The sequence below is a fragment of the Bradyrhizobium uaiense genome, assembly GCF_010811875.1.
Lineage (GTDB): Bacteria > Pseudomonadota > Alphaproteobacteria > Rhizobiales > Xanthobacteraceae > Bradyrhizobium > Bradyrhizobium uaiense.
Genome location: NZ_VKHP01000010.1, coordinates 61033 through 82991, shown reverse-complemented (window position 1 = coordinate 82991; position 21959 = coordinate 61033). Strand labels below are relative to the sequence as shown.

21 protein-coding genes are annotated in these 21959 nt (G+C 64.5%); 9 read left to right on the top strand and 12 right to left on the bottom strand.

The features are described from left to right. Positions 1 to 511: LptF/LptG family permease (locus FNJ47_RS04940; RefSeq protein ID WP_163151189.1), on the bottom strand; the 511-nt coding region annotated here is incomplete at its 3' end. A gap of 369 nt (positions 512 to 880) precedes the next feature. Between FNJ47_RS04940 and FNJ47_RS04935 the strand changes: the two genes are divergently transcribed. The 3 genes from FNJ47_RS04935 (at position 881) to FNJ47_RS04925 (ending at position 3506) form a co-directional block, all read left to right on the top strand. Next, complete coding sequence (locus tag FNJ47_RS04935; RefSeq protein WP_163151187.1) at positions 881 to 2383, top strand: leucyl aminopeptidase; 1503 nt, start codon at positions 881 to 883, stop codon at positions 2381 to 2383. A 15-nt stretch (positions 2384 to 2398) separates the two neighbouring features. Beyond that, the gene (locus tag FNJ47_RS04930; RefSeq protein WP_163151185.1) at positions 2399 to 2851 is read left to right on the top strand and encodes a DNA polymerase III subunit chi; all 453 of its coding nucleotides are present in this window, start codon (positions 2399 to 2401) and stop codon (positions 2849 to 2851) included. Positions 2852 to 2954: 103 nt separating this feature from the next. Then, entirely contained in the window at positions 2955 to 3506 is a 552-nt protein-coding gene (locus FNJ47_RS04925; RefSeq protein WP_163151183.1) for a hypothetical protein, read from the top strand. Between the two features lie 228 nt (positions 3507 to 3734). On the opposite strand, the gene FNJ47_RS04920 is transcribed toward FNJ47_RS04925, so the two are convergent. The 3 genes from FNJ47_RS04920 to FNJ47_RS04910 form a co-directional block, all read right to left on the bottom strand. Beyond that, positions 3735 to 5600 carry an ABC-F family ATP-binding cassette domain-containing protein gene (locus FNJ47_RS04920; protein ID WP_163151181.1) on the bottom strand — a complete coding sequence of 622 codons (1866 nt, stop codon included), beginning with the start codon at positions 5598 to 5600 and terminating at the stop codon, positions 3735 to 3737. A 112-nt stretch (positions 5601 to 5712) separates the two neighbouring features. After that, positions 5713 to 5883: a hypothetical protein gene (locus FNJ47_RS04915; protein WP_165445535.1), complete on the bottom strand. Its 171-nt coding sequence runs from the start codon at positions 5881 to 5883 to the stop codon at positions 5713 to 5715. 235 nt (positions 5884 to 6118) lie between these two features. Continuing rightward, positions 6119 to 6385 carry a sulfur globule protein precursor gene (locus tag FNJ47_RS04910; protein ID WP_163151177.1) on the bottom strand — a complete coding sequence of 89 codons (267 nt, stop codon included), beginning with the start codon at positions 6383 to 6385 and terminating at the stop codon, positions 6119 to 6121. Positions 6386 to 6734: 349 nt separating this feature from the next. Between FNJ47_RS04910 and ndk the strand changes: the two genes are divergently transcribed. After that, a complete protein-coding gene (gene ndk, locus FNJ47_RS04905; protein ID WP_050425938.1) occupies positions 6735 to 7157 on the top strand; it encodes a nucleoside-diphosphate kinase in 423 nt (140 codons plus the stop codon). Positions 7158 to 7268: 111 nt separating this feature from the next. Then, positions 7269 to 8108 carry a YjbE family putative metal transport protein gene (locus FNJ47_RS04900; protein ID WP_163151175.1) on the top strand — a complete coding sequence of 280 codons (840 nt, stop codon included), beginning with the start codon at positions 7269 to 7271 and terminating at the stop codon, positions 8106 to 8108. 8 nt (positions 8109 to 8116) lie between these two features. Here the strand turns inward: FNJ47_RS04900 and ppx are convergent, their stop codons facing one another. From ppx to FNJ47_RS04880, 4 genes are all read right to left on the bottom strand, one after another. Further along, entirely contained in the window at positions 8117 to 9619 is a 1503-nt protein-coding gene (gene ppx, locus FNJ47_RS04895; protein WP_163151173.1) for an exopolyphosphatase, read from the bottom strand. 12 nt (positions 9620 to 9631) lie between these two features. Beyond that, a complete protein-coding gene (locus FNJ47_RS04890; protein WP_163151171.1) occupies positions 9632 to 11836 on the bottom strand; it encodes an RNA degradosome polyphosphate kinase in 2205 nt (734 codons plus the stop codon). Between the two features lie 132 nt (positions 11837 to 11968). Then, positions 11969 to 12646 (bottom strand): P-loop NTPase family protein, encoded by a 678-nt coding sequence (locus tag FNJ47_RS04885; RefSeq protein WP_163151169.1) that lies wholly within the window; start codon positions 12644 to 12646, stop codon positions 11969 to 11971. Between the two features lie 62 nt (positions 12647 to 12708). Beyond that, positions 12709 to 13251: a CDP-alcohol phosphatidyltransferase family protein gene (locus tag FNJ47_RS04880; protein WP_163151167.1), complete on the bottom strand. Its 543-nt coding sequence runs from the start codon at positions 13249 to 13251 to the stop codon at positions 12709 to 12711. A gap of 160 nt (positions 13252 to 13411) precedes the next feature. On the opposite strand from FNJ47_RS04880, the gene purM reads away from it, so the two are divergent. Both purM and purN read left to right on the top strand, forming a co-directional pair. Beyond that, positions 13412 to 14485, top strand: coding sequence for a phosphoribosylformylglycinamidine cyclo-ligase (purM, locus tag FNJ47_RS04875; protein WP_163151165.1), 1074 nt, complete (start codon positions 13412 to 13414; stop codon positions 14483 to 14485). Beyond that, positions 14482 to 15132 (top strand): phosphoribosylglycinamide formyltransferase, encoded by a 651-nt coding sequence (gene purN / locus FNJ47_RS04870; RefSeq protein WP_163151163.1) that lies wholly within the window; start codon positions 14482 to 14484, stop codon positions 15130 to 15132. Before purM ends, purN begins: the two co-directional genes overlap by 4 nt. 107 nt (positions 15133 to 15239) lie before the next feature. Here the strand turns inward: purN and FNJ47_RS04865 are convergent, their stop codons facing one another. Continuing rightward, positions 15240 to 15443, bottom strand: coding sequence for a cold-shock protein (locus FNJ47_RS04865; RefSeq protein WP_021079877.1), 204 nt, complete (start codon positions 15441 to 15443; stop codon positions 15240 to 15242). 367 nt (positions 15444 to 15810) lie between these two features. Next, the gene (gene rnd, locus FNJ47_RS04860; protein WP_163151161.1) at positions 15811 to 16959 is read right to left on the bottom strand and encodes a ribonuclease D; all 1149 of its coding nucleotides are present in this window, start codon (positions 16957 to 16959) and stop codon (positions 15811 to 15813) included. A gap of 526 nt (positions 16960 to 17485) precedes the next feature. On the opposite strand from rnd, the gene FNJ47_RS04855 reads away from it, so the two are divergent. Both FNJ47_RS04855 and FNJ47_RS04850 read left to right on the top strand, forming a co-directional pair. Next, positions 17486 to 18697, top strand: coding sequence for an OpgC domain-containing protein (locus FNJ47_RS04855; RefSeq protein WP_163151159.1), 1212 nt, complete (start codon positions 17486 to 17488; stop codon positions 18695 to 18697). Beyond that, positions 18694 to 19392, top strand: coding sequence for a GNAT family protein (locus FNJ47_RS04850; protein WP_163151157.1), 699 nt, complete (start codon positions 18694 to 18696; stop codon positions 19390 to 19392). The genes FNJ47_RS04855 and FNJ47_RS04850 overlap by 4 nt, the downstream gene beginning before the upstream one ends. A gap of 51 nt (positions 19393 to 19443) precedes the next feature. Here the strand turns inward: FNJ47_RS04850 and FNJ47_RS04845 are convergent, their stop codons facing one another. Beyond that, entirely contained in the window at positions 19444 to 20556 is a 1113-nt protein-coding gene (locus FNJ47_RS04845; RefSeq protein ID WP_163151155.1) for an acyltransferase family protein, read from the bottom strand. Positions 20557 to 20666: 110 nt separating this feature from the next. After that, a complete protein-coding gene (gene chrA, locus FNJ47_RS04840) occupies positions 20667 to 21881 on the bottom strand; it encodes a chromate efflux transporter (RefSeq protein WP_163151153.1) in 1215 nt (404 codons plus the stop codon). Positions 21882 to 21959: the final 78 nt, after the last annotated feature.

The following is a 21959-nucleotide window of genomic DNA, read 5'->3' as shown; positions in this document are numbered from 1 at the left end:
TGCGCACGCCGGCGGGCCGGGGGCGGAGGCGGCGAACCGTAAGGGGCGGGTCGAGCTGGGCGCACGGGCCGGCGAGCAGGCGGTTGCTCGGGACGGCGGCGGTGAGCGCGGCTCCGCACTGCGTGATCCGGCGCATGCCGTCGGGGGCGAGATAGGCGCCGATGAAGGCGACCAGCGCCGCCACCACGCAGGTGGCGAAGAAGAACGGCCGGAACAGCCGGAACGGCGAGAAGCCGGCCGCGTTCATCACGATGATCTCGGAATCGGTCGCGAGCTTGTTCAGCGTGTGCGAGATCGCGATCATCAGCGCGATCGGCGCGATGATCAGGACGAGGGCCGGAATCACCAGGCCGGTGATGCCGAGGAAGGTCAGGATGGTCTGACCCTGGCTGGTCATCAGGTCGATGCCACGCAACGCCTGGGTAATCCAGATCACCCCGGTGAGGCTGACCAGGACACTCGCAAACGACGCCAGCGTCGTTTTAAAGATGTACTTGTCGATCGACCCCATCGCTACCGCACGACCCCCGAGACCCCCTGCACGCAGCCAAACGCACGGCTTTCGACCAATCCCGTCAACCCGGGTTCCCCTATGGTCGAGCCGCGGACTCGTCCGGCTCACTCTCTGTCCACTCTCTCAGTACCATCCCTTTGATCCGTCAACAAAATGGCCGGGCCAAGGCGCGCTTAATTTATGGTTAATTAATCGCTTTTGTGGCCTTCCGGCCACTCCGGCGCTTGGCAGCGGCGCAGCCGACAGGTCATAGTGTGTGACAAGCCCGGTCCGGGGCGTTCCGGACCGCCATCGCAATGCTCACGCCGAGTGCCGGAAGGACCGCTTCAGGTCCGAGCAACACCCTGAGTTCTGGAGGATTTTCCTATGTCCGACGCCGTCAAGGTCGGCTTTGTCCCATTCTCCGCGTCCGCTCGCGGCATCCTGGTCGCCTTTTGCGACGAGCAATTGAAGCTGGGAGCGGCCACAAGGAAGGCGCTGGGAGCCGCCGCCGAGACGGTCAAGCGGGCCGCCGCTGCCAACCAGTTCAAGGGCAAGAGTGGGGCAGCTCTCGACATCCTGGCGCCGGAGGGAATCAAGGTCGACCGCCTGATCGTGATCGGCACCGGCAAGGTGACCGACCTCAAGGAGAAGGATTTTCTCAAATTCGGCGGCGTTCTGGCCGGCAAACTGAACGCCGGCAGCGGTTCGATGACCGTCATCGCAGAACTGCCCGATGCCGCGATGGGGGCCGGCCAGGCGGCCGCGATCGCCACCGGCATCCGCCTGCGCGCCTACAAGTTCGATCGCTACAAGACCAAGAAGAAAGACGGCGAGAACGGCGCGGTGCGGGCCGACGTCTCGATCGCCGTCGACGACGTCGCTGCTGCCAACAAGGCGTTCGCGCCCGAATCGTCCATCGTCGACGGCGTCAATCTGGCGCGTGAGCTCGTCAACGAGCCGCCGAACGTGCTGTACCCCGAAGAGTTCGCCCGCCGCGCAAGCCAACTCCGCAAGCTCGGCGTTACGGTCGAGGTCCTCGACGTCAAGGCGATGACCAAGCTCGGCATGGGCGCGCTGCTCGGTGTTGGACAGGGCTCGGCGCGGCCAAGTCGTACCGTGATCATGCGCTGGAACGGCGGCAAGAAGAGCGAGGCGCCGGTCGGCTTTGTAGGCAAGGGCGTCTGCTTCGACACCGGCGGTATTTCGATCAAGTCGGCCGGCGGCATGGAGGATATGAAGGGTGACATGGGCGGTGCGGCCTGCGTGGTCGGGCTGATGCACGCGCTCGCCGCGCGCAAGGCCCGCGTCAATGCGGTCGGCGCCATCGGGCTCGTCGAGAACATGCCCGACGGCAATGCGCAGCGTCCCGGCGACATCGTCACCTCGATGTCCGGCCAGACCATCGAAATCATCAACACCGACGCCGAGGGGCGGCTCGTGCTCGCCGACGTGCTCTGGTACGTCGCCAAGAAGTTCAAGCCGAAATTCATGGTCGATCTGGCGACGCTGACCGGCGCGATCATGGTCGCGCTCGGCACCGATCACGCCGGCCTGTTCTCCAACAATGACGAACTCGCCGAGCGCCTCGCCAAGGTCGGCCTCGAGACCGGCGAGAAAGTGTGGCGCATGCCGCTCGGTCCCGAATACGACAAGCAGATCGACTCGCAATTCGCCGACATGAAGAACACCGGCGGGCGCAATGGCGGCTCGATCACCGCGGCGCAATTCCTGCAGCGTTTCGTCGACGGCACGCCCTGGGCGCATCTCGACATCGCCGGCACCGCGATGGGTGCGCCGAAGACCGAGATCAATCAGAGCTGGGGCTCGGGCTACGGCGTCCGGCTGCTCGAACGGCTCGTCTCCGATTACTACGAAGCCAAGAAGTAAAGTGTCAGCCGACGCATGACCGAGGTTCTGTTCTACCATTTGCAGAACATGACGCTGGAAAGCGTCTTGCCGCCGTTGCTCGAGAAGTCACTCGAGCGCGGCTGGCGCGTGGTCGTGCAATCGACGTCGCAAGAGCGCGCCGAGACGCTCGACGCGCATTTGTGGACTTACAGCGACGATTCGTTCCTGCCGCACGCGAGCTCGCGCGTTGCCGACGCGCGGGATCAACCGATCATCCTGTCGATCGAGGAGGGCAATCCGAACCGGGCCAATGTCCGCTTCCTGGTCGACAACGCGGCGCTGCCCGCCGACTGCGACAGTTACGAGCGGGTGGTCCTCGTATTCAACGGCGACGATCCCGATGCGGTCGCGTCGGCGAGGGAGAGTTGGACCGCGTGCAAGGCGCGCGGCTTCGAGGTCACCTATTGGCAGACCGACGAGCAGGGACGCTGGCAGCGGCGCCAATAGCGATATCTACTAATTAATGATAATTCGACGTTTCCGGGGGCGGGTCACGGTCATGCCGCAAAGTGATGTTCGGACAAGCCCTTAGGTAGAGGGATCAGGAGCCTTGTCGATCGTGCGAGATGGAACATTCAGTCGGAAGTCGCTGCTGGCGTTGCTGGTGCTTGCGCCGGGCCTTGCCGGCTGCTCGGGCGCATCCGACGTGTTTTCGCGCGATGCGGACTGGTTCTCGCGCCCTGGGCGCGTGTTCATCCGCAACATCTCGATCGAATCGCCGCCGCTGACGCCGGACAAACCGGTGACCAACGACGATCTCGTCAGTGCCGACGGGAGCTGTCCGGGTATGGCACCGCCACCGGGTGCCTCGGACGCGAACGCGCAGGCTCCCGGTGCCCCGCCGCCGCAGCCGACCGGCGGCAGCGTCGCACTCGGCCACACCGAATGCGACGTCGTGCGTGGAATCGGCGCCCCCGATAGCGTGAACCTGTCCAGTGGACCGGGTGGCGGGCGCGTTGCGGTCGTGACCTGGTCGCGCGGCGCGCGCGCCGGCATCTACACCTTCACCTCGGGGCGCCTGTCGTCGGTCGAACGTGGCCCGGATCCTGTGCCGGAGCCGAAGGTCGCGAAGCCGAAGAAGAAAAAGACTGCGCACGGTTAGGGTAGCGGCAGGACGTTGCCTGCAAGCGCGGGCATAACACCGGATAGACTGAGAGCCACGGCTCCCTCCACACGTCGTCCCTGCGAAAGCAGGGACCCATACTCTGCGGCGGATGTGGTGACGGGGACTCGTCGTTCCGCGACTGCGCAACAATGACCATCAGTGGTTATGGGTCCCTGCTTTCGCAGGGACGACACCGAATAGGTGGCTCCGCCCGGTGAGCGAGTTCTAGTTCGTCGCCTCGTCGAGTTCGGCGCTGGCCTCCAGCCATTCTTCCTCGGCGCGTTGCAGCGCGCGCTCGGCACCGGCGCGCGCCTTGGTGAGCTGCGCAGCCTGCTTGGGATCGCGCGTAAAGATATCGGGCAGCGCGAGTGCGGTGTCGATCTTGGCGATGATGCCGTTGATGCGCTCGATCTCGGTCTCGGCTTGTGCCACGCGCTGCCGGGGTGAAGTGCGCTTCTCGTTCCGGCTGCGCTCGGGCTTCGTCGGCTGCTCCTTGACGCGCTCGCGCGACGCCGGCCGGCCGTCGTTGGCCGACAGGATCATGCGGCGATATTCGTCGAGGTCGCCGTCATAGGCCGTGACGGTCTGGTTCGCCACGACCCACAATCGGTCGGCGCAGGCCTCGATCAGATAACGATCGTGCGAGACCATGATGATGGCGCCGGGGAATTCGTTGATCGCCTCCGCCAGCGCCGCGCGGCTGTCGATATCGAGATGGTTGGTCGGCTCGTCCAGGATGATCATGTTCGGGCCGTAGAACGTCGCAAGTCCGAGTAGCAGGCGCGCCTTCTCGCCGCCCGACAGGCTTCTCACCAGCGTGTCGCCGGCCTTGCCGGAGAAGCCGATCGCGCCGACGCGGCCGCGCACCTTGCTCTCGGGTGCCTCGGGCATCAATTTGCGGATATGATCGTAGGGCGAGCCGTCGAGATTGAGCTCGTCGACCTGATGCTGGGCGAAATAGCCGACCGATAGCTTGTCGGCTCTTGTGATCTTGCCCGAGAACGGCGCGAGCTTGCCGGCCAGCAGCTTGACCAGCGTCGACTTGCCGTTGCCGTTGGAGCCAAGCAGCGCGATGCGGTCGTCGGTATCGATGCGCAGCGTCACGCGATTGAGCACGGGCTTGCCCGGCTCGTAGCCGACCGAAACGTCGTCGACCGCGATGATTGGCGGCGACAGCAGCTTCTCCGGCGCCGGGAACGAGATCTCGTGGACATCCTGGGTCACCAATGCGGTGATCGGCTTCATCCGCTCCAGCATCTTGACGCGCGACTGCGCCTGCCGCGCCTTGGAGGCCTTGGCCTTGAAGCGGTCGACGAAGTCCTGCAGGCGCTTGCGCTCATCGGCCTGCCGCTTGGCATGCTTGGCATCGAGCAATTCACGCGAGGCACGCTGTTCCTCGAACGATGAATAGGTGCCCTTGTAGAGCGTCAGCTTGCCGCGATCGAGGTGCAGGATCTGATCGACCGAGGTGTCCAGCAGATCGCGGTCGTGGCTGATCACGATCACCGTGCGCGGATAATTGGCGAGGTGGTTCTCGAGCCACAACGTGCCTTCGAGATCGAGATAGTTGGTCGGTTCGTCCAGCAGCAGTAGATCTGGCGCCGAGAACAGCGTCGCCGCCAGCGCGACGCGCATGCGCCAGCCGCCGGAAAATTCCGCGCATGGCCGCGCCTGGTCTGACGTCGAGAAGCCGAGGCCGGAGAGGATCGCTGCTGCCCGGGCGGGAGCGGAGTGCGCGTCGATGTCGACAAGCCGGGTCTGGATCTCGGCGATGCGATGCGGATCGTGCGCAGTCTCGGCCTCGCGCAGCAGCGCGTCGCGCTCGAGATCGGCCTTCAGCACGACGTTGATGAGGCTTTCGGGGCCGTCGGGCGCTTCCTGCGCAAGGCTTCCGATGCGCCAGCGCGGCGGCAGAGCGATGCTGCCGCTCTCGGTCGGGAGGTCGCCCCGGATGGCATGAAACAGCGTCGACTTGCCGACGCCGTTACGGCCGACAAATCCGACGCGCGCGCCCGGCACAATTTGCACAGAACTGTGATCAATCAGCAGCCGCCCGGCGATCCGGACCGAAATGTCAGTGATGGAGAGCATTGCAGCGTTTTCACCGGACCCGCTGCCAAACGCAACCCGTCTGTTGGTAAAATCTGTCCGGGCAACGGCCCCGAAAGAGCGTTTGGGCTGCCGGTCAGCCAGCCCAAAATATCTAGCGACGATCGCTGTCTCGTCGTTGCATCTCGTCGAGAAGCTGCTGCAGTCTGGACGACAGCGCCGGCTCCGGCCGCATGCTCTGCTGAAGCCGTTCACCCACCGCATCGCAGATGTACCGGCATGTCTTGTGGTCAATCTGATCGGCGTCGTTGTCGATCTTGGTCATTGTCATCGTCATGGCAGATCTCTTGGATGTTTCTTGGCGAGTTCCACCTCGCGTGGTCGGTAAATTCTTGCCATGACAAGTCGCGACCCCGAATTTGGTTTCCGCTCCGCCTTGCTCTCGCCTTGAGGTGGTGGGGCGCATCGCGCCGCCGGGTTCCCGGGTGGGTACGAAAAAAGCCCCGGCGCGAGGCCGGGGCTGGGGTCAGTCAGGGGAGTAGTCGACAGAACCAGATGGATCAGTAGCAGCGGTTGACCAGGCGCCAGCGGGGACCCCACGGGGTCGGCACGACGCGGCGGACATAGCAGCCGCCATAGCCGTATCCGTAACCGCCATAATAGGCCGGACCACCGACGATAACGCGCGGGCCGCCCCACCAGCCGTGATGCCATCCACCGTGCCAGCCGCCATGCCATCCGCCCCAGGCAGAGGCGGAGGTCGGGGTGAGCGCGGCAGCACCGAGCGAAACCGCGGCAATGGCAGCAAGCGAAATTTTGCGTAACATGATCGTCTCCTCGAGGTATGGGTGCGTGTGACGCGCCCGCGGTGACATCGTTTCCCGAGACGTCCTGTGAGGCTTGCGGATGGGGGGCCAGCAAGGCGTCCGATCGATGCTGAGCCTAAGTGGCTGGAGCTGAACGGCAGCGGCACGGCACTGACAGAATGGGTTCACCTAGGTGAAATCGCGGTAAGCCGGCCGAGCCGGCCTCTTTCCGGAGACCGCCAGACGACGGTTTTCGTTGCGAAAATGCGTCAAAACTAAAGGCTAACGCGTCACAGGGTCGCTTGCCGTTATCCGATCGCGCCGATATAAGCCCCGGCAACTCCCAGCCACTGTTTACAAGGACGAAATCATGGCGATTGAACGCACCTTTTCGATCATCAAGCCCGATGCCACCGAGCGCAACCTGACCGGCGCGGTCAATGCGGTGATCGAGAAGGCGGGCCTCCGGGTCGTGGCGCAGAAGCGCATCCAGATGACCCGCGGCCAGGCCGAGACCTTTTATGCGGTCCACAAGGCACGCCCGTTCTTCGGCGAACTGGTCGACTTCATGACCTCGGGCCCGGTGGTGGTCCAGGTGCTGGAAGGCGAGGGCGCCATCCTGAAATATCGCGACGTGATGGGTGCAACCGATCCGTCGAAGGCCGCCGAAGGCACCATCCGCAAGCTCTATGCGAAGTCGATCGGCGAGAACTCGGTGCATGGTTCGGATGCGCCGGAGACCGCGGTGATCGAGATCGCGCAGTTCTTCGCCGGCAACGAGATCGTCGGCTGACGCCGATCAATTGAAAATGACGCGGTCTCCCGAGGAGACCGCGTCGTACTAAACTGGGGAGCGGCGGACGACCGCCGTCAGGGGCGGCCGCAAGGCCGAATAGGACTCGCTGTGGACTGGCTGTGGCAGATCTTTGATCCGGCGTACATCGGCGCGTTCTTCACCGAGTTCAAGAACGAGATGGCGACGCCGACCTTCTGGGTCGCCGTCGGCAAGATCATATGGATCAATGTCCTGCTGTCGGGCGACAACGCGCTGGTGATCGCGATGGCCTGCCGCGGGCTCGCACCGCGCCAGCGTCTGTGGGGCATGATTCTCGGCGCCGCCGCGGCGGTGCTGCTGCGCGTCATCTTCACCGGCATCGTCGCCAGCCTGATGGCGCTTCCGTACCTGAAGCTCGTCGGTGGACTGGCGTTGATCGTGATTGCCGCCAAGCTCCTGGTGCCGGAGCAGGAGGACGATGACAGCGTGCACGCGGCGTCGCATCTGTGGGCCGCGGTTCAGATCGTCGTCGTCGCCGATATTGTGATGAGCCTCGACAATGTGATCGCTGTGGCGGCTGCCGCCAATGGCAGCGTGCCGCTGCTGGTGCTCGGCCTCGCGATCAGCGTTCCCCTGATTGTTGCCGGCGCGGCGCTGATCATGGCGCTGCTCACCAAGCTGCCGGTCCTGGTCTGGGCCGGTGCGGCGCTGCTCGGCTGGATCGCCGGCGACGTCATCGCAACCGATCCGGCCGTGCATCCGAAGCTCGATGCGCTGTTCGCCGGACCTCTCGGTGCCAGGCTGGATTCGTGGCTGACGTCGATCGGGATGTCGCCGCACTTCGGACACGGCGGCAATGGTGGCGAGATCGCGCTCGCCGTGCTCGGCATCGTCGTGGTGCTGGCGATCGGATCGCTCTGGCGTCGCCACGCGGTCCGCAAGGCCAAGCAGGCCGCCAAGGCAGCGTGATCTGAACGCTAGCGCCGCACGATCGAGCCGGCGCGCCCGACCAGCCGTGCCAATTGCTTGAAGCGGCTGCCGACGCGGTCGGCGACCAGATCCACCATCCGATGCTCGAACACCAGCATCAGCTTGCGACCCTGGGTGCGGAAGTGCGTCGCCGGCAACACGCCGGTGCGCGCCGCCGTGATCAGATGCGCGACGCGGAACGCGGCACCGAGCACGCGCGCGCGCTCGTCCATCGCCGGCGTCACCAGCGCGCGGATCTGCTGCGGCGGTTCGTTTTCCTCGCTGAGGCCGGCGTAGCGATAGAACACCGACAGCGCGACGAAAGCGCGGCCCTGATGCGTGATCGAGCCGAAATTGCCGTTCATGATCAGGCTGAGGGTTTCCTCGCCACGATGATCGGGGTGCACCCGCCAGCCGATGTCGGAGAGCAGGCAGGCGACGTGACGCAGCCTGCGATCTTCCTCGGTCTCGCGCAGTCTGACGACGCGCACCAGGCGGTCGGTCCACGCGGTCAGCTCCTGAGCGTGGCGTGCCGAGCGCGACAGCAGCACGTTGAGGTCCTGTGCGGCGCAGACCAGCCCGTCCTTGGCGCGCTCGGCCTGCGGCAGCATCTCGTAGAGCAGGCCCTCGCGTACGCCGAAGGTCGAGAACACGATGGTCTTCGGCTGGGCCACGCGGATGATGTATTCGAGCACGAGCGCGGCGTAGGCCAGCAGCGGCCGCCGCGCATCGGCGACCGACTCGATGTTGGCCAGCATGTCGGTGGCCGCAAGCCGGCGCAGCCGCTGCGCGAAGTCGAGCGCGTCGGCGGCCGGAATTGAATAGCCGTGCATCACCTTGAGCGGGTAGCCGCTCTGGATGATGTGGATGCGTGCCAGCGCGCGCCAGGTGCCGCCGACCGCGTAGAAGGTGCGGCCACGGCCGGTCTTGAGCTGGGCAACGCCGAGCAGCTCGTTCTTGACGATGCGTTCGGCGCGCTTGAGCGATTTGTTCGAGAGATCCTGCAGTGCGAGGCTGCCGAGCGGCAGCGTCACGCCGCTCCGCACGCGGTTGCCCTTGACGTCGATCAGTTCGAGCGAGCCGCCGCCGAGATCGCCGACGATGCCGTTCGGATTGTGCACGCCCGAGACGACGCCGAGCGCCGACAGCTTCGCTTCACGCGGTCCGGTGAGAATCTCGATCTTGGCGCCGCAGATGCGCTCGGCCTTGGCGATGAAGTCAGGACCGTTCTTGGCGTCGCGGCAGGCTGCGGTTGCGATCGCATAGACCCGGCCGACCTGCTGGATCCTGCACAGCGCGCGAAAGCGGCGAAGTGCGGTGAGCGCCTTGTTGACGGCGTCAGTTGCGAGCAGGCCGGTGCTCTGCACCTCGCGGCCAAGCCCGCACAGCGCCTTCTCGTTGAAGATGGTGACGAGGCTGCGCGCCATCGCCTCGTAAACCACGAGACGAACCGAGTTCGAGCCGATATCTATGACAGCGACGCTGGAAGCGCGCTTCCGCGGCCGCTTCACCGTAAAGCCCCCTTAAGACGATGGCTGCTGACGCTCGTTGCGACGCGTGAGACGGCGCGGTGAAGATTCCTTGAGAGACTTACCACGGCCGGACAGACTCGGATTTGTCATAAAATAGTCATGTAGATTGAAGGGCTCTTCGCCTTTCGCGGCCTTCATACGCGTTGACGACCCATCGGGCAACAATTGCCAGCTCTGCTCATTGTCCTTCAGGTTCGCGACCATGATTTGTTCGAGAACCTGCTGATGCACCGTGGGATTTTGCAGCGGACAGAGAACCTCGACGCGGCGGTCGAGGTTGCGCGGCATCATGTCGGCGGAGGAGATATACACAGCAGCTTTTGTGCTCGGCAGGCCCTGGCCCATACCGAAGCAATAGATTCGACCATGTTCCAGGAACCGGCCGATCACCGATTTGACGCGGATATTCTCCGACAATCCCGGCAGTCCGGGCCGCAGGCAGCAGATGCCGCGCACCACGAGCTCGACCGCGACGCCGGCCTGCGAGGCCTCGTACAGCGCGTCGATGATGTCAGGATCGACCAGCGCATTCATCTTCATCCAAACCGCGCCGGGCCGGCCATGCTTGACGTGGGCGATCTCGCCATGGATGTGCTCGATGATCCGCTTGCGCAGCGTCAGCGGCGACACCGCCATCTTCTCGATGTCGCTCGGCTCGGCATAGCCGGTGATGTAGTTGAACACCCGCGCGACGTCGCGGCCGATGATCGGATCCGAGGTGAAGTAGGAGAGGTCGGTGTAGATGCGCGCAGTGACCGGATGATAGTTGCCGGTGCCGGTGTGCACATAGGTCGTGAGATTGCCGCCCTCGCGGCGCACCACCATCGACAGCTTGGCGTGCGTCTTCAGTTCGATGAAGCCGTACACCACCTGCACGCCGGCGCGTTCGAGGTCGCGGGCCCAGCGGATATTGGCTTCCTCGTCGAAGCGCGCCTTCAACTCGATCAGCGCGGTCACCGACTTGCCGGCTTCGGCGGCTTCCGCCAGTGCGCGCACGATCGGCGAATTGTTCGAGGTGCGATAGAGCGTCTGCTTGATCGCGACGACGTCGGGATCACGCGCCGCCTGTTGCAGGAACTGGACGACGACGTCGAAGGATTCGTAGGGGTGGTGGACCACGAGGTCCTTCTGACGGATGGCGGCGAAGATATCGCCGCCATGGTCGCGCACCCGCTCGGGGTGGCGTGGCACGTAGGGCGGGAATTCGAGATCGGGGCGATTGAGGCGGGTGAGCTGCGACAGCTCGTTCATCGCGAGCACGCCGTCGACCAGGATCACTTCATCGTCCGCGGCCGACAATGCGTGCTGCACGAAGATGCGCAGCTCTTCGGGCATCGTGGCCTCGATCTCGAGCCGGATCACCGATCCGCGGCGGCGGCGCTTGAGCGCGGTCTCGAACAGGCGGACGAGGTCTTCGGCCTCTTCCTCGATTTCGAGTTCTGAGTCCCTGATGATGCGGAACGCGCCCTGACCCTTGACGGTGTAGCCGGGGAACAGGCGGCCGATGAACAGGCCGGTGGCCTGCTCCAGCGTGATCAGCCGCGCCGGTGCGCCTTCCTTCGCGGAGGGAATGCGGATGAAGCGATCAATCTTGCCGGGCATGCGGATCAGCGCGTTCATCGCCTTGCCGTCGGAGATCCGCGACAATTGCAGCGCGACGGTGAAGCCGAGGTTCGGGATGAACGGGAACGGATGCGCCGGGTCGATCGCCAGCGGGGTCAGCAGCGGGAAGATGTTGTGGAGGAAGTGATCCTCGATCCAGCTGCGCTCGGACTTGGTGACGTCGCGACCGTCGACCAGCTGGATGCCGACCTTGGCCAGGATGTCGCGCAGGTCGCTCCAGATCGCCTGCTGGTCGGAGGCGAGCTGCGACACGGTCTTGTTGATCATCACGAGCTGTTCGGCCGGCAGCAGGCCGTCCGGGCTGCGCTCGGCAATGCCCTCGCGGACCTGCGCCTTGATGCCGGCGACGCGGACCATGAAGAACTCGTCGAGGTTGTTCGCCGAGATCGACAGGAAGCGGACCCGCTCCAGCACGGGATGGCCAAGATTGACCGATTCCTCGAGCACCCGCCGGTTGAAGTGCAGCCAGGAGAGCTCCCGGTTGATGAATCGCTCGGGGCTGGTTGCGATCGCGGGGACGGGCGGAAGTTCCGCCTCTTTCTCTTTGATTTCAGGTGCTTGTGCCGAATCCATCAAGTGCTGGTCCAATTCGGGGCAGGGGGCCGGAGCGGTCTAGCGGAGGGCCGTACCGACCATGTGATATTGCGATGACGTTTCGATGACATTGATGTTCCACGCGCCTGCGCCGTCAAGCCGCGGCATCGCTCAGGCATCGCGCAACAACTCCGCCGCGAGCGCCCTGGTGACCGGACGGCCGAGCCGGAGCGCCTCCGTATCGAGCAGCTCGACAGCCTGCCGGACCGCGGTATAGGAGCGCTCGATCCGGTTGGTCAGGTAGCTGACCAGCGGTTCGTCCACGCTCATCTGGCGGTCGGCGCAGAATTTGAGGATCAGGCCGCGGAACAGCTGGTCGTCGGGCGGCAGCAGCGTCACCGTAGGCACCGCGCGGAGCCGCGACCGCAGATCGCGCAACTCGATCTCGAATGCCGACGGCGGAACGCGCGCAGTGATCAGCACGAAGGCATCGTCCTGGCGCGCGAGATTCATCAGGTGAAACATCGCGCGCTCGTCGAAATCCGACGGCCGGAGGTCCTCGACCACCAGCGCGCCGGTCGCAAGCGCCGTCGGCACCGCATCGGCGGTCAGCGCATGCGCCGCGGTTGCGCGCGCGCCGGCGATCTCGGCCCAGATCGCGGCGAGGTGGCTCTTGCCGGAGCCGTCGGGCCCGACCAGCAGCATGATTCGGTTCGGCCAGTCGGGCCAGCTGTCGATCAGCGAAAGCGCCGCCTCATTGGCGGGCCCTTCGAGGAAATCGTCGCGGGTCAGTTTCTCCTCGTGCGGCAGGGCCAAGGCCAATTGACGAGGTTGAACGCTACCGGCCACGCAAGTCTCCAAACCACTTCATTTTAACATGGTCGCGGCGCAAACGCTTTCCGGATCACGCTCTACCGAGCCTCGATCGTGCCCATGTGCCGCACCCACTCCACGAGATAGAGGGACACCGAACCCAAAGTAAAGATCGTGACCAGACCCATCAGGATCCAGTCGTAGGGATGCGGCTCGAAGCCGAATCCGAGCGAGGCCAGCACCAAGGCCGCGAAGCCGACCTGCGCCGCCGTGTTCAGCTTCGACACCATCAGCGGCTTCATCTCGACCGGCTTGTCGAACAACCATGACACAATCACGGCGGAGACGATCATGATGTCGCGCGACACCACGAGAATTACGATCCAGCGCGGCACTGCGCCCCAGATTCCGAGCGCGACATAGATCGACACCAGGAGCGCCTTGTCGGCGAGCGGGTCGAGCAGGGCGCCGAGCTCGCTCGTCATGTTGAAGCGCTTGGCGAGGAAACCGTCGACCGCGTCCGAGACGCCGGCGATCACGAAGATCGCGAACGCGATCTCCATCTGGCTCGACACGATGGCCCAGACGATCACCGGCACCAGGATGATGCGGCCGAGGGTGATGATATTCGGAATGCTCAAGTTGGGTCGCTTCCCGGCTAGAAGCCTGATTTTACTCGATATCCGGCTCTTTTTCGCAGCGGCCGGATGTTATCTACATAGTATCGCGGCAGCATTGTCGCGAGCCATTGCGCGGGGGCGGAATTCCTCGTAACCAGCCCCCTATCATCTGGAATTGGGCATGACCGAGCGCAAAAACGGGCTCACTTACGCGGATTCGGGTGTCGATATCGACGCCGGCAATCGTCTGGTCGATCTGATCAAGCCGATGGTGCGGGCCACCGCGCGGCCCGGCGCGGACGCCGAGATCGGCGGATTCGGCGGGCTGTTCGACCTCAAGGCCGCCGGCTTCAAGGATCCGGTCCTGGTCGCCGCGACCGATGGCGTCGGCACCAAGCTGAAGATCGCGATCGAGACCGGCATCCACAGCGGGATCGGCATCGATCTGGTCGCGATGTCGGTCAACGACCTCGTCGTGCAGGGTGCGGAACCGCTGTTCTTCCTCGACTATTTCGCCTGCGGCAAGCTCCATCCGGAGGCCACCGCGCAGATCGTCGCCGGGATCGCCGAGGGCTGCCGCGAATCCGGTTGTGCGCTGATCGGCGGCGAGACCGCCGAGATGCCCGGTCTCTACAAGGACGGCGATTACGACCTCGGCGGCTTTGCAGTCGGCGCGGCCGAGCGCGGCACGCTGCTGCCGACCGGGGATATTGCGGCCGGCGATGCCGTGATCGGGCTGGCATCCTCGGGCGTGCACTCCAACGGCTATTCGCTGGTGCGCAAGCTCGTCGAGCTGTCCGGCGTTGCCTATGACGCGCCGGCGCCGTTCGCGCCGGTCATGACGCTCGGCGCGGCGCTGCTGACCCCGACCAAGCTCTATGTGAAATCCTGCCTGCGCGCGATCCGCGAGACTGGCGCGGTGAAGGGGCTCGCCCACATCACCGGCGGCGGCTTTACCGACAACATTCCGCGCGTGCTGCCGAAACATCTCGGTGTCGGCATCGACCTGGCGCGGCTGCCGGTGCTGCCGGTGTTCAAATGGCTGGCGGAGCAGGGCGGCATCGCCGAGCTCGAACTGCTGCGCACCTTCAACTGCGGCATCGGCATGATCGCGATCGTCAAGCCGGACGCGGTCGATGCGGTGACCGATGCCTTCACCGCGGGCGGCGAGACCGTGACGCTGCTCGGTGAGGTGATCGAGGCCAAGGGCGAGGATCGTGTGGTCTATAACGGTCATCTCGATCTCTCGCGATGAAGCGCCGCGTCGCCATCCTGATCTCCGGCCGCGGCTCCAACATGGTCGCGCTGATCGAGGCTGCCAAGGCTCCCGATTTTCCGGCCGAGATCGTGGCCGTGATCTCCAACCGCACTGACGCAGCCGGACTCGAGAAAGCGGCCGCGAGCGGCATTCCGACCATCGTCATCGAGAGCAAGCCGTTCGGCAAGGACCGCGCCGGCTTCGAGGCAGTGCTGCAACGGGCGCTCGACGACAGGCAGGTCGAGCTGATTTGTCTGGGCGGCTTCATGCGGCTGTTCACGGCCGAATTCGCGCGGCACTGGTACGGCCGGATGCTCAACATCCATCCGTCGCTGCTGCCGTGCTTTCCCGGCCTCGACCCGCATGGCCAAGCCGTGCGCGCAGGGGTCAAGCTGTCCGGAGCGACGGTGCATTTCGTGATCCCGGAGACCGACGCCGGACCGATCGTGATGCAGGGCGCGGTCACCGTGGCCGACGATGACACGGCCGAGACGCTCGCCGCGCGCGTGATCGGAATCGAGCATCGCATCTATCCGGAGGCGTTGCGGCTTCTGGCGAGCGGCCGGCTCAAGCTCGAAGGCGACCGCTGCAAGACGCAGGGCAGCGCCGCAACGGACAGCACACTGATTGCGCCGGCGCCTTAGCGCGCGGTTGCAAGCGAGATCCCCGAGAAGAATCCCCCGGGTGATGCTGCCGGGGGAGACAGCAGGATGAATTCCGTTAGCAGCGGCGATCAGTGAACCTTCGAGGTTCAGTGAACCTTGAGGTTCTCTGCCGACGCCTTGCCGCGGTTCTCCACCAGCTCGTACTCGACGGTCTGGTTCTCGTTGAGTGTGCTGAGGCCTGCGCGTTCGACCGCCGAGATGTGGACGAACACGTCCTTGTCGCCGACGGCCGGCTTGATGAACCCGTAACCTTTGGTCGGGTTGAACCATTTGACGGTACCCTTCGGCATCGTCTCTCTCCCAGTTTAGACATAAAAAAGACGCGGCCACGTTTTCCACGTGCCACGCCACAAGCGTGCTTTCCGCTGTCTGTTCGATTTCCGGGTCTTCAGATCCAAAGTCTTCAAGTCCGAAGTTTCGCCTCTCGAAGGCTTGGATATCGAAGCCCTGGATATCAACGTCGTGAAACGCACAGTCGAACGGCCGCAATCCGATTGTGAAGGGATTGCAACACGAAAATTGCCCCTTAGCAAGCGCGGTGGTTTCGCGTGACGCAACCTCAGCCTGTGCCGGCCGAGCTGCGGCGCGGCGCGTTCGGCCGGTGGCCGACGGTCGGTGGCGCCGGGAACCCGGCATGCAGCAAGCGAACGACGTGCGCTAGCCCCGATCCACCCGCACCACACGGCCCTTGTCGATCGCGAGCGCGAGCTGGCCGTGCTTGAGCTTGAGCGCCGCTTCGCCGAACAATTCGCGCCGCCAGCCGTGCAGGGCGCCGACCTCGGCCTGATCGCTGGCCGCGATCTGCTCGAGATCGTCGACGGTGGCGATCACCTTGCTGGCAACGCCGTGGCGTTCCGAGGTCATGCGCAGCAGCACCTTCAACAGCTCGACAGTTGCCGCGCCGTTGGAATTGTTTCGGGGTTTTTCCAGCTTGGGGAGCGTCGCCTGGTCGCGCGCGAGCCCGCGCTGCACGGCGGCAATGATGTCGGCGCCCCATTTCGAGCGCTCGAAACCCTTCGGCAGCGATCGCAGATTGCCGAGCTTGTCCAGCGAGGTCGGCGCATGGGTGGCAATATCGCCGACCGCATCGTCCTTGAGCACGCGCGAGCGCGGTACGTCGCGGCTCTGCGCCTCCTGCTCGCGCCAGGCGGCGACCTCGATCAGCACCGCGAGCTCGCGCGGCTTGCGCACGCGGGTCTTGAGCCGCTCCCAGGCGCGCTCGGGATGGAAGTCGTAGGTCTTTGGCGAGGTCAGGATTTCCATCTCCTCGCTGACCCATTCGCTGCGGTCGCGCTTGCGCAAATCGGCGTCGAGCGCCGCGAATACTTCGCGCAGATGGGTGACGTCGGAGACGGCGTAATGCAGTTGCTCTTCGCTCAGCGGACGGCGCGACCAGTCGGTGAAGCGATGGGTCTTGTCGGGGCGGTGGCCGGTGACGCGATCGACCAACTGGTCATAGGCGATGCTGTCGCCGTAGCCGAGCACCATGGCGGCGACCTGGGTGTCGAAGATCGGATGCGGGATCGTGCCGGAAAGATGCCAGACGATTTCGATGTCCTGCCGCGCGGCGTGGAACACCTTGAGCACGGCCTCATTAGACATCAGCTCGAAGAACGGCTTGAGGTCGATGCCGGGCGCCAGCGCGTCGACCACGACGGCTTCTTCCGCGCTCGCCATCTGCACGACGCAGAGCAGGGGATAGTAAGTCGTCTCCCGCAGGAACTCGGTGTCGACGGTGATGACCTTGTGTTTGGCGAGCCGGTCGCAGGCGGCGGCGAGGTCGGAGGTCGTGCTAATCAGATCCATGAAGTATCCATGACGGCTTGACCCCACGCGTTCTGCCGAAAGGGCAGCTATGTCAAGGGTCTTGCAGGGATTTTGGCCCTGCATCGGGCGAGGGACAGGGCATTTTTGAATTGATTGGGTGCGATTCGGGGGCGTTTTCAGCCCGGTCGCGCCGGGAATCCGTCGGTCGTCTCGGCGAAAGCCATCGGCGGTGTCCTCGCCCGGCGCGACCGGGCGATTCGGTATTCCAGAGGCGGGAGTGCTTGAGCCGAGAGATTGCGTTGGACACCTGCCGCCAGGACACACCCCCGCGAGTAGCGATGCTTTCTCAGTCTCCACTCCGCCCGACGAATGCGGCTCACCCGACAAACGTCAAGCATGCGCGTGCGGCATTTGGAGGGTGATGTCACGCGGGAGTATAAGGATGCCCTTGATCTTCCCCTGTCGACCCGGGCTTGCTGTCGGCTAACGTATGCCGGCCCCGACGCGAGGCTCCGACGGGTGCAGCTATCGCGATCTCAGAAGCAGCCGAGTGAGGGTCGTCTCGATGGAGCTCCACCACGCGAACCAGATCGAGGAAACGATCGAGCGCGATGTTCGGCTCGACCTGTTCAGAGGGCTCGGGTTGTGGATGATCTTTCTGGATCACATCCCCAATGATGGGGCCATCGGCTGGATTACGCTGCGCAACTATGGCTTCAGCGACGCTGCGGAGTTCTTCGTTTTCATCTCGGGTTACCTTGCCGGCTTCATATACGGCCCGATCATCGCTTCAGGTTTCCTGCTGTCCGCAGCGAAGCGGCTGTGGACGCGGGCCGCGCATATCTACGCCGCGCACATCATGCTGTTCCTGATCTTCACGGCCCAGGTCGCGAGAACCTCCCGACGGCTCGACAATCCGATGTATGAAAACGAATTCAACGTTTTCAATTTTCTCCAGCATCCGGATATCCTGATCGGGCAGGCGCTCACCCTGCGGTACAAGCCCGTGGATCTCGACGTGCTGCCTCTGTTCATTGTCTTGCTGCTGGCCTCCCCACTGATCATCTGGGGCCTGGTGCGCCGTCCCAATCTCACCTTGCTGGCCTCGATCGTTCTCTACGTGCTGGCGCGATGGTTCGATTGGAACATCGCTTCCTATCCACCGGGCACAACGTGGTACTTCAATCCATTTTGTTGGCAGTTGCTGTTTGTCTTCGGCGAGTGGTGCGGGGTGGGCGCATTGTCACAGATCGCAAGACTGATCCAGTCGCGGCTCGTCTCAGCGGTAGCGATTGCCTGGCTGATCTTTGCGTTCCTGATCGTGATGACCTGGCACTTCCATGCGCTGGAGGCGTTCATACCGCGATGGATGATGAAGCTCATCTACCCGATCGACAAGACAGATCTCGATATGCTGCGTTTGACCCACTTCCTCGCGCTCGCGTACGTTGTCCATGGCTTGATTCCGCAGGACTGGCCGCCGCTGAAATCCCGATCATTGCGTCCACTGACCTTGTGCGGGGAGCATTCGCTTCCGATCTTTTGCCTCGGGGTCTTGCTTTCGTTCTCCGCCCATTGGGTCTTGACCCAATACAGCGGCGCGGTCATCGCACAGCTCGTGGTGAGCGCGGCCGGAATCGCGATCATGGTCGTCGTGGCGTGGCTGTTACACCGCGCCGACAACATTCCGAATTTGTTCGTCGACGTGACACATGCAGAGCTTCGCCGGAAGATTGGCGACCGAACTAGCTTAATAAGCAACAAGGAGCTGCCTTGATCGCGACGCCGCCCGGGGCTGCTACCAGCGAGCTTTTTCAAATCGCCTCTGATGTGCCGGAGCATCGCCGCGATGCGGTGCTCGAGGGCATCAACAGTATCATCGACACCAACTGGCTGGCGGAGCAAAGATTCTGGTCGCCCCAGCACTCGCCGTTCAAGCCCGACCACGGCGTGGTCCTGCTCCACCACGGCGCTGAATGCGTGGCTTACATGATCATTCAGCGCTTGGCCGTCGCCGGCATGCCGGTGATCTATCTTTCCGGCACTGCAGTCAGAGACACGCATCGTGGCCGTGGCTTTTTCAAGCGGATGTTCGACACGGCGATGACGGCTGAGTTCGGTGACCGCACTGCGCCGGCAGAATTCTGCCTCTGCTGGCGGACGCGAAATCCAGTCATCTACGTATTGGGCCGCGCACAATGCCGAAGCGTCGTGCCGGCCATTCCAGCCGAGACGCGCGGCGGCGATCTCGATGATCTCTGCGCCAGGCTGGCCGCAACCCTGTACCCGCGTCAGACCATCGAGAAGACGACGATGGCGATGCGCGGTGCCTATGGCCAGCTTCGCTATCGTCATGAGCCGAGGACCAAAACGTCGCCGGATGTCGACCGGTGGTTCGCGCAGACCATTCCCGACAGCGCCGATGCAGTGTTTTGCGCCGGATGGGCCCCAAACCGTTGGTCGCGGCGCTGAGCAGCGGAGACAGCGCTCGCATCGATGCGCGGAATCGTGCCACCGGGAAACTCAGTGATTGGCTATCCGCCCGGCCTCCGCCGGCGCGGCGATGTGGGCCGGATCGATCCGGGCTTCGCCCGCGCCAATGCGCGAGGGCCATCCGTGCCGCGAGGCCAGCAGTGTGAGCTTGTCCCTGACGAAGTAGTGCGCTGGCGCTTCGAGGAAGCGCCAGACGAACCACGCCAGCGGGACCATGCAAGTCACGACAAGCGCGGTCGATAGCACGTCCGGCGTTGGCGTGATCAGGAGCAGGATCACGTAGCCGAGCTGTAGATGCAGCAGATAGAGCGGATAGGTGATGCCGCCCACCCCCCTGACGAAGCCGGCCGGCAGCGGCACCGACTTGATCCGGGTGGCGGCGAACACGATGCCGAGCGAGACAATGCAGATCACGGTCACGACGCGCGGATCGAAGCTGCCATGGGTGTGGACGCCGAGCCGCTCCAGCTTATGGACCGCCTGGAACGTTGCCGTGCCCATCGCCAGCGTCAACAGGCTGTAGAGCCTGGTGTCGCGCCGCCCCCGATAATGCTCATAGATCAGGAGGCCAACGGCGAAGAAGCCGCTGTCGTCGGCCATGAAGAGTTTCTCGAACAGCGGAACGTCGAGCGTCAGTTCGTTGGCGAAAGTGATCGCGATCCATGCCACGATGATGGTGTCGATCCGCCGCGGAAAGATACCCCAGGCCAGCAACAGCGCGATCCAGGCGTAGAAAACGACCTCGATCACCAGCGACCAGTAGGCGTCGTCCATGTAGGGCTGACCGAGCATCGGCGCCGCGATGAACAGGTTTGCGAGCCATTGTCCCCATGTCACGTGGAAATAAGCGTGGCCCAGCAGCAGCGTTGCGAGGAATGTCAGTGTCATGCAGATGACGAAGGTCGGATAGATCCGGCTGAAGCGCGCGATCGCGAAGCCGATCGGCGTGCGGCCCTCGGCCGAATACGCAATGACGAAGCCGGAGATCGCGAAGAACACGGGGACGCCGAGGAAGCCGTACTGGGCGACCGGGGCGAGGTAGGGCAGCGCCACTTTCTGAACGCCGTACGATGCGGTGCCCCAGAAGCCGTAATGGTACAGGATCACGGCCCCGACCGCGGCGAGCCGCAGCAGGTCCAGCACAGGAACCCGGGTTGAATCCGGTAGTCTCGGGGCACTCGGCATACCCCGCCATCATGGTGGCCAGCCGTGAAGGCGTTCTTAATCGAGCGGGCGAAACGGCCGCCGCTCGGTCACGATTGCAGGAGCCCGGTGGCGCTGCCGGCGGCGGCGCTGAGGACGACCACCACGAGCGGCGGCGCGCGCCAGGCGGTGAGCAGGACGAAACCTGCCAGCGCGATGCCGAAATCGAGCGGACGTTGCACGCTGCTGGTCCACACCGGACTATAGAGCGCGGCACCCAGGATGCCGACCACGGCGGCATTGACGCCGCGCATCATCGCCTGCGCCGTGGGCTGCTTGCGGAAGCCATCCCAGAACGGCAACGCCGCGAGCAGGATGACAATTCCCGGCAGGAAGATGCCGAGGAGGCCCACGACCGCGCCCGGCACGCCCCCGATCACGGCGCCGAGATAGGCGGCAAAGGTGAACAGCGGGCCGGGCACGGCCTGCGCGGCGCCGTAGCCGGTCAGGAACGCATCGTCGCCGATCCAGCCCGGCGTCACCACCGCTTCGCGCAGCAGCGGCAGCACGACATGGCCGCCGCCGAACACCAGCGCGCCCGAGCGGTAGAAGGCGTCGAACAGGTCGAGGCCGGGCCATGTACGGGCGAGCAGCGGCAGTCCGGCCAGCAGCGCGACGAACAGGATCAGCGCCGCGAGGCCGACGCGGCGCGACACCGGCATCGCGATATGCGTGGCGCCGTTGGCCGCTTGCGTCCGGCAGAACCACAGCCCGGCGATGGCGCCGAGCATGATGGCGCCGATCTGCGCGATCGACGAGGAGCTGGCGAGGATGACCAGCGCCGCCACCGTCGCGATCGATGCGCGTTCGCGGTCGGGGCAGAGCGAGCGCGCCATGCCCCAGACGGCTTGTGCCACGATCGCCACCGCGACCAGCTTGAGGCCGTGCACCAGGCCCGTTCCGGCCGGGCCGCTCAATCCGCTGGCGCCGAACGCAAACAGCACGAGCGCGATCGCCGACGGCAGCGTGAAGCCGGTCCAGGCGGCCAGGCCGCCCAGATAGCCAGCGCGCATCAGGCCGAGCGAAAAGCCGACCTGGCTGCTCGCAGGGCCCGGCAGAAATTGGCAGAGCGCGACCAGATCCGCATAGGCCTGCTCATCCAGCCAGCGCCGGCGGATGACGAACTCGTCGCGGAAATAGCCGATATGGGCGATCGGGCCGCCGAAGCAGCTGATGCTAAGCTTGAGAAAGATCAGCAGCACCTCGAGTGGCGAGTGCGCGGTGGAGGGCGTCGTGCCGGATTGCTGGACGTCGGTATCGTTCAAGCCTGTCAATTCCCTGACTTGCGTCCCGTGTTGGGACTCATCAGGGCGAGCATATCGTCATTCGATGACGTGCGAGCG

Excerpts from the sequence above, each read along its gene's own strand:
- FNJ47_RS04915 (WP_165445535.1), bottom strand. The coding sequence starts at position 5,883 with ATGACCAAGATCGACAACGACGCCGATCAGATTGACCACAAGACATGC.
- FNJ47_RS04935 (WP_163151187.1), top strand. The coding sequence starts at position 881 with ATGTCCGACGCCGTCAAGGTCGGCTTTGTCCCATTCTCCGCGTCCGCT.
- FNJ47_RS04930 (WP_163151185.1), top strand. The coding sequence starts at position 2,399 with ATGACCGAGGTTCTGTTCTACCATTTGCAGAACATGACGCTGGAAAGC.
- rnd (WP_163151161.1), bottom strand. The coding sequence starts at position 16,959 with ATGGATCTGATTAGCACGACCTCCGACCTCGCCGCCGCCTGCGACCGG.
- FNJ47_RS04920 (WP_163151181.1), bottom strand. The coding sequence starts at position 5,600 with ATGCTCTCCATCACTGACATTTCGGTCCGGATCGCCGGGCGGCTGCTG.
- FNJ47_RS04855 (WP_163151159.1), top strand. The coding sequence starts at position 17,486 with ATGGAGCTCCACCACGCGAACCAGATCGAGGAAACGATCGAGCGCGAT.
- FNJ47_RS04910 (WP_163151177.1), bottom strand. The coding sequence starts at position 6,385 with ATGTTACGCAAAATTTCGCTTGCTGCCATTGCCGCGGTTTCGCTCGGT.
- FNJ47_RS04865 (WP_021079877.1), bottom strand. The coding sequence starts at position 15,443 with ATGCCGAAGGGTACCGTCAAATGGTTCAACCCGACCAAAGGTTACGGG.
- FNJ47_RS04890 (WP_163151171.1), bottom strand. The coding sequence starts at position 11,836 with ATGGATTCGGCACAAGCACCTGAAATCAAAGAGAAAGAGGCGGAACTT.
- purM (WP_163151165.1), top strand. The coding sequence starts at position 13,412 with ATGACCGAGCGCAAAAACGGGCTCACTTACGCGGATTCGGGTGTCGAT.
- ndk (WP_050425938.1), top strand. The coding sequence starts at position 6,735 with ATGGCGATTGAACGCACCTTTTCGATCATCAAGCCCGATGCCACCGAG.
- purN (WP_163151163.1), top strand. The coding sequence starts at position 14,482 with ATGAAGCGCCGCGTCGCCATCCTGATCTCCGGCCGCGGCTCCAACATG.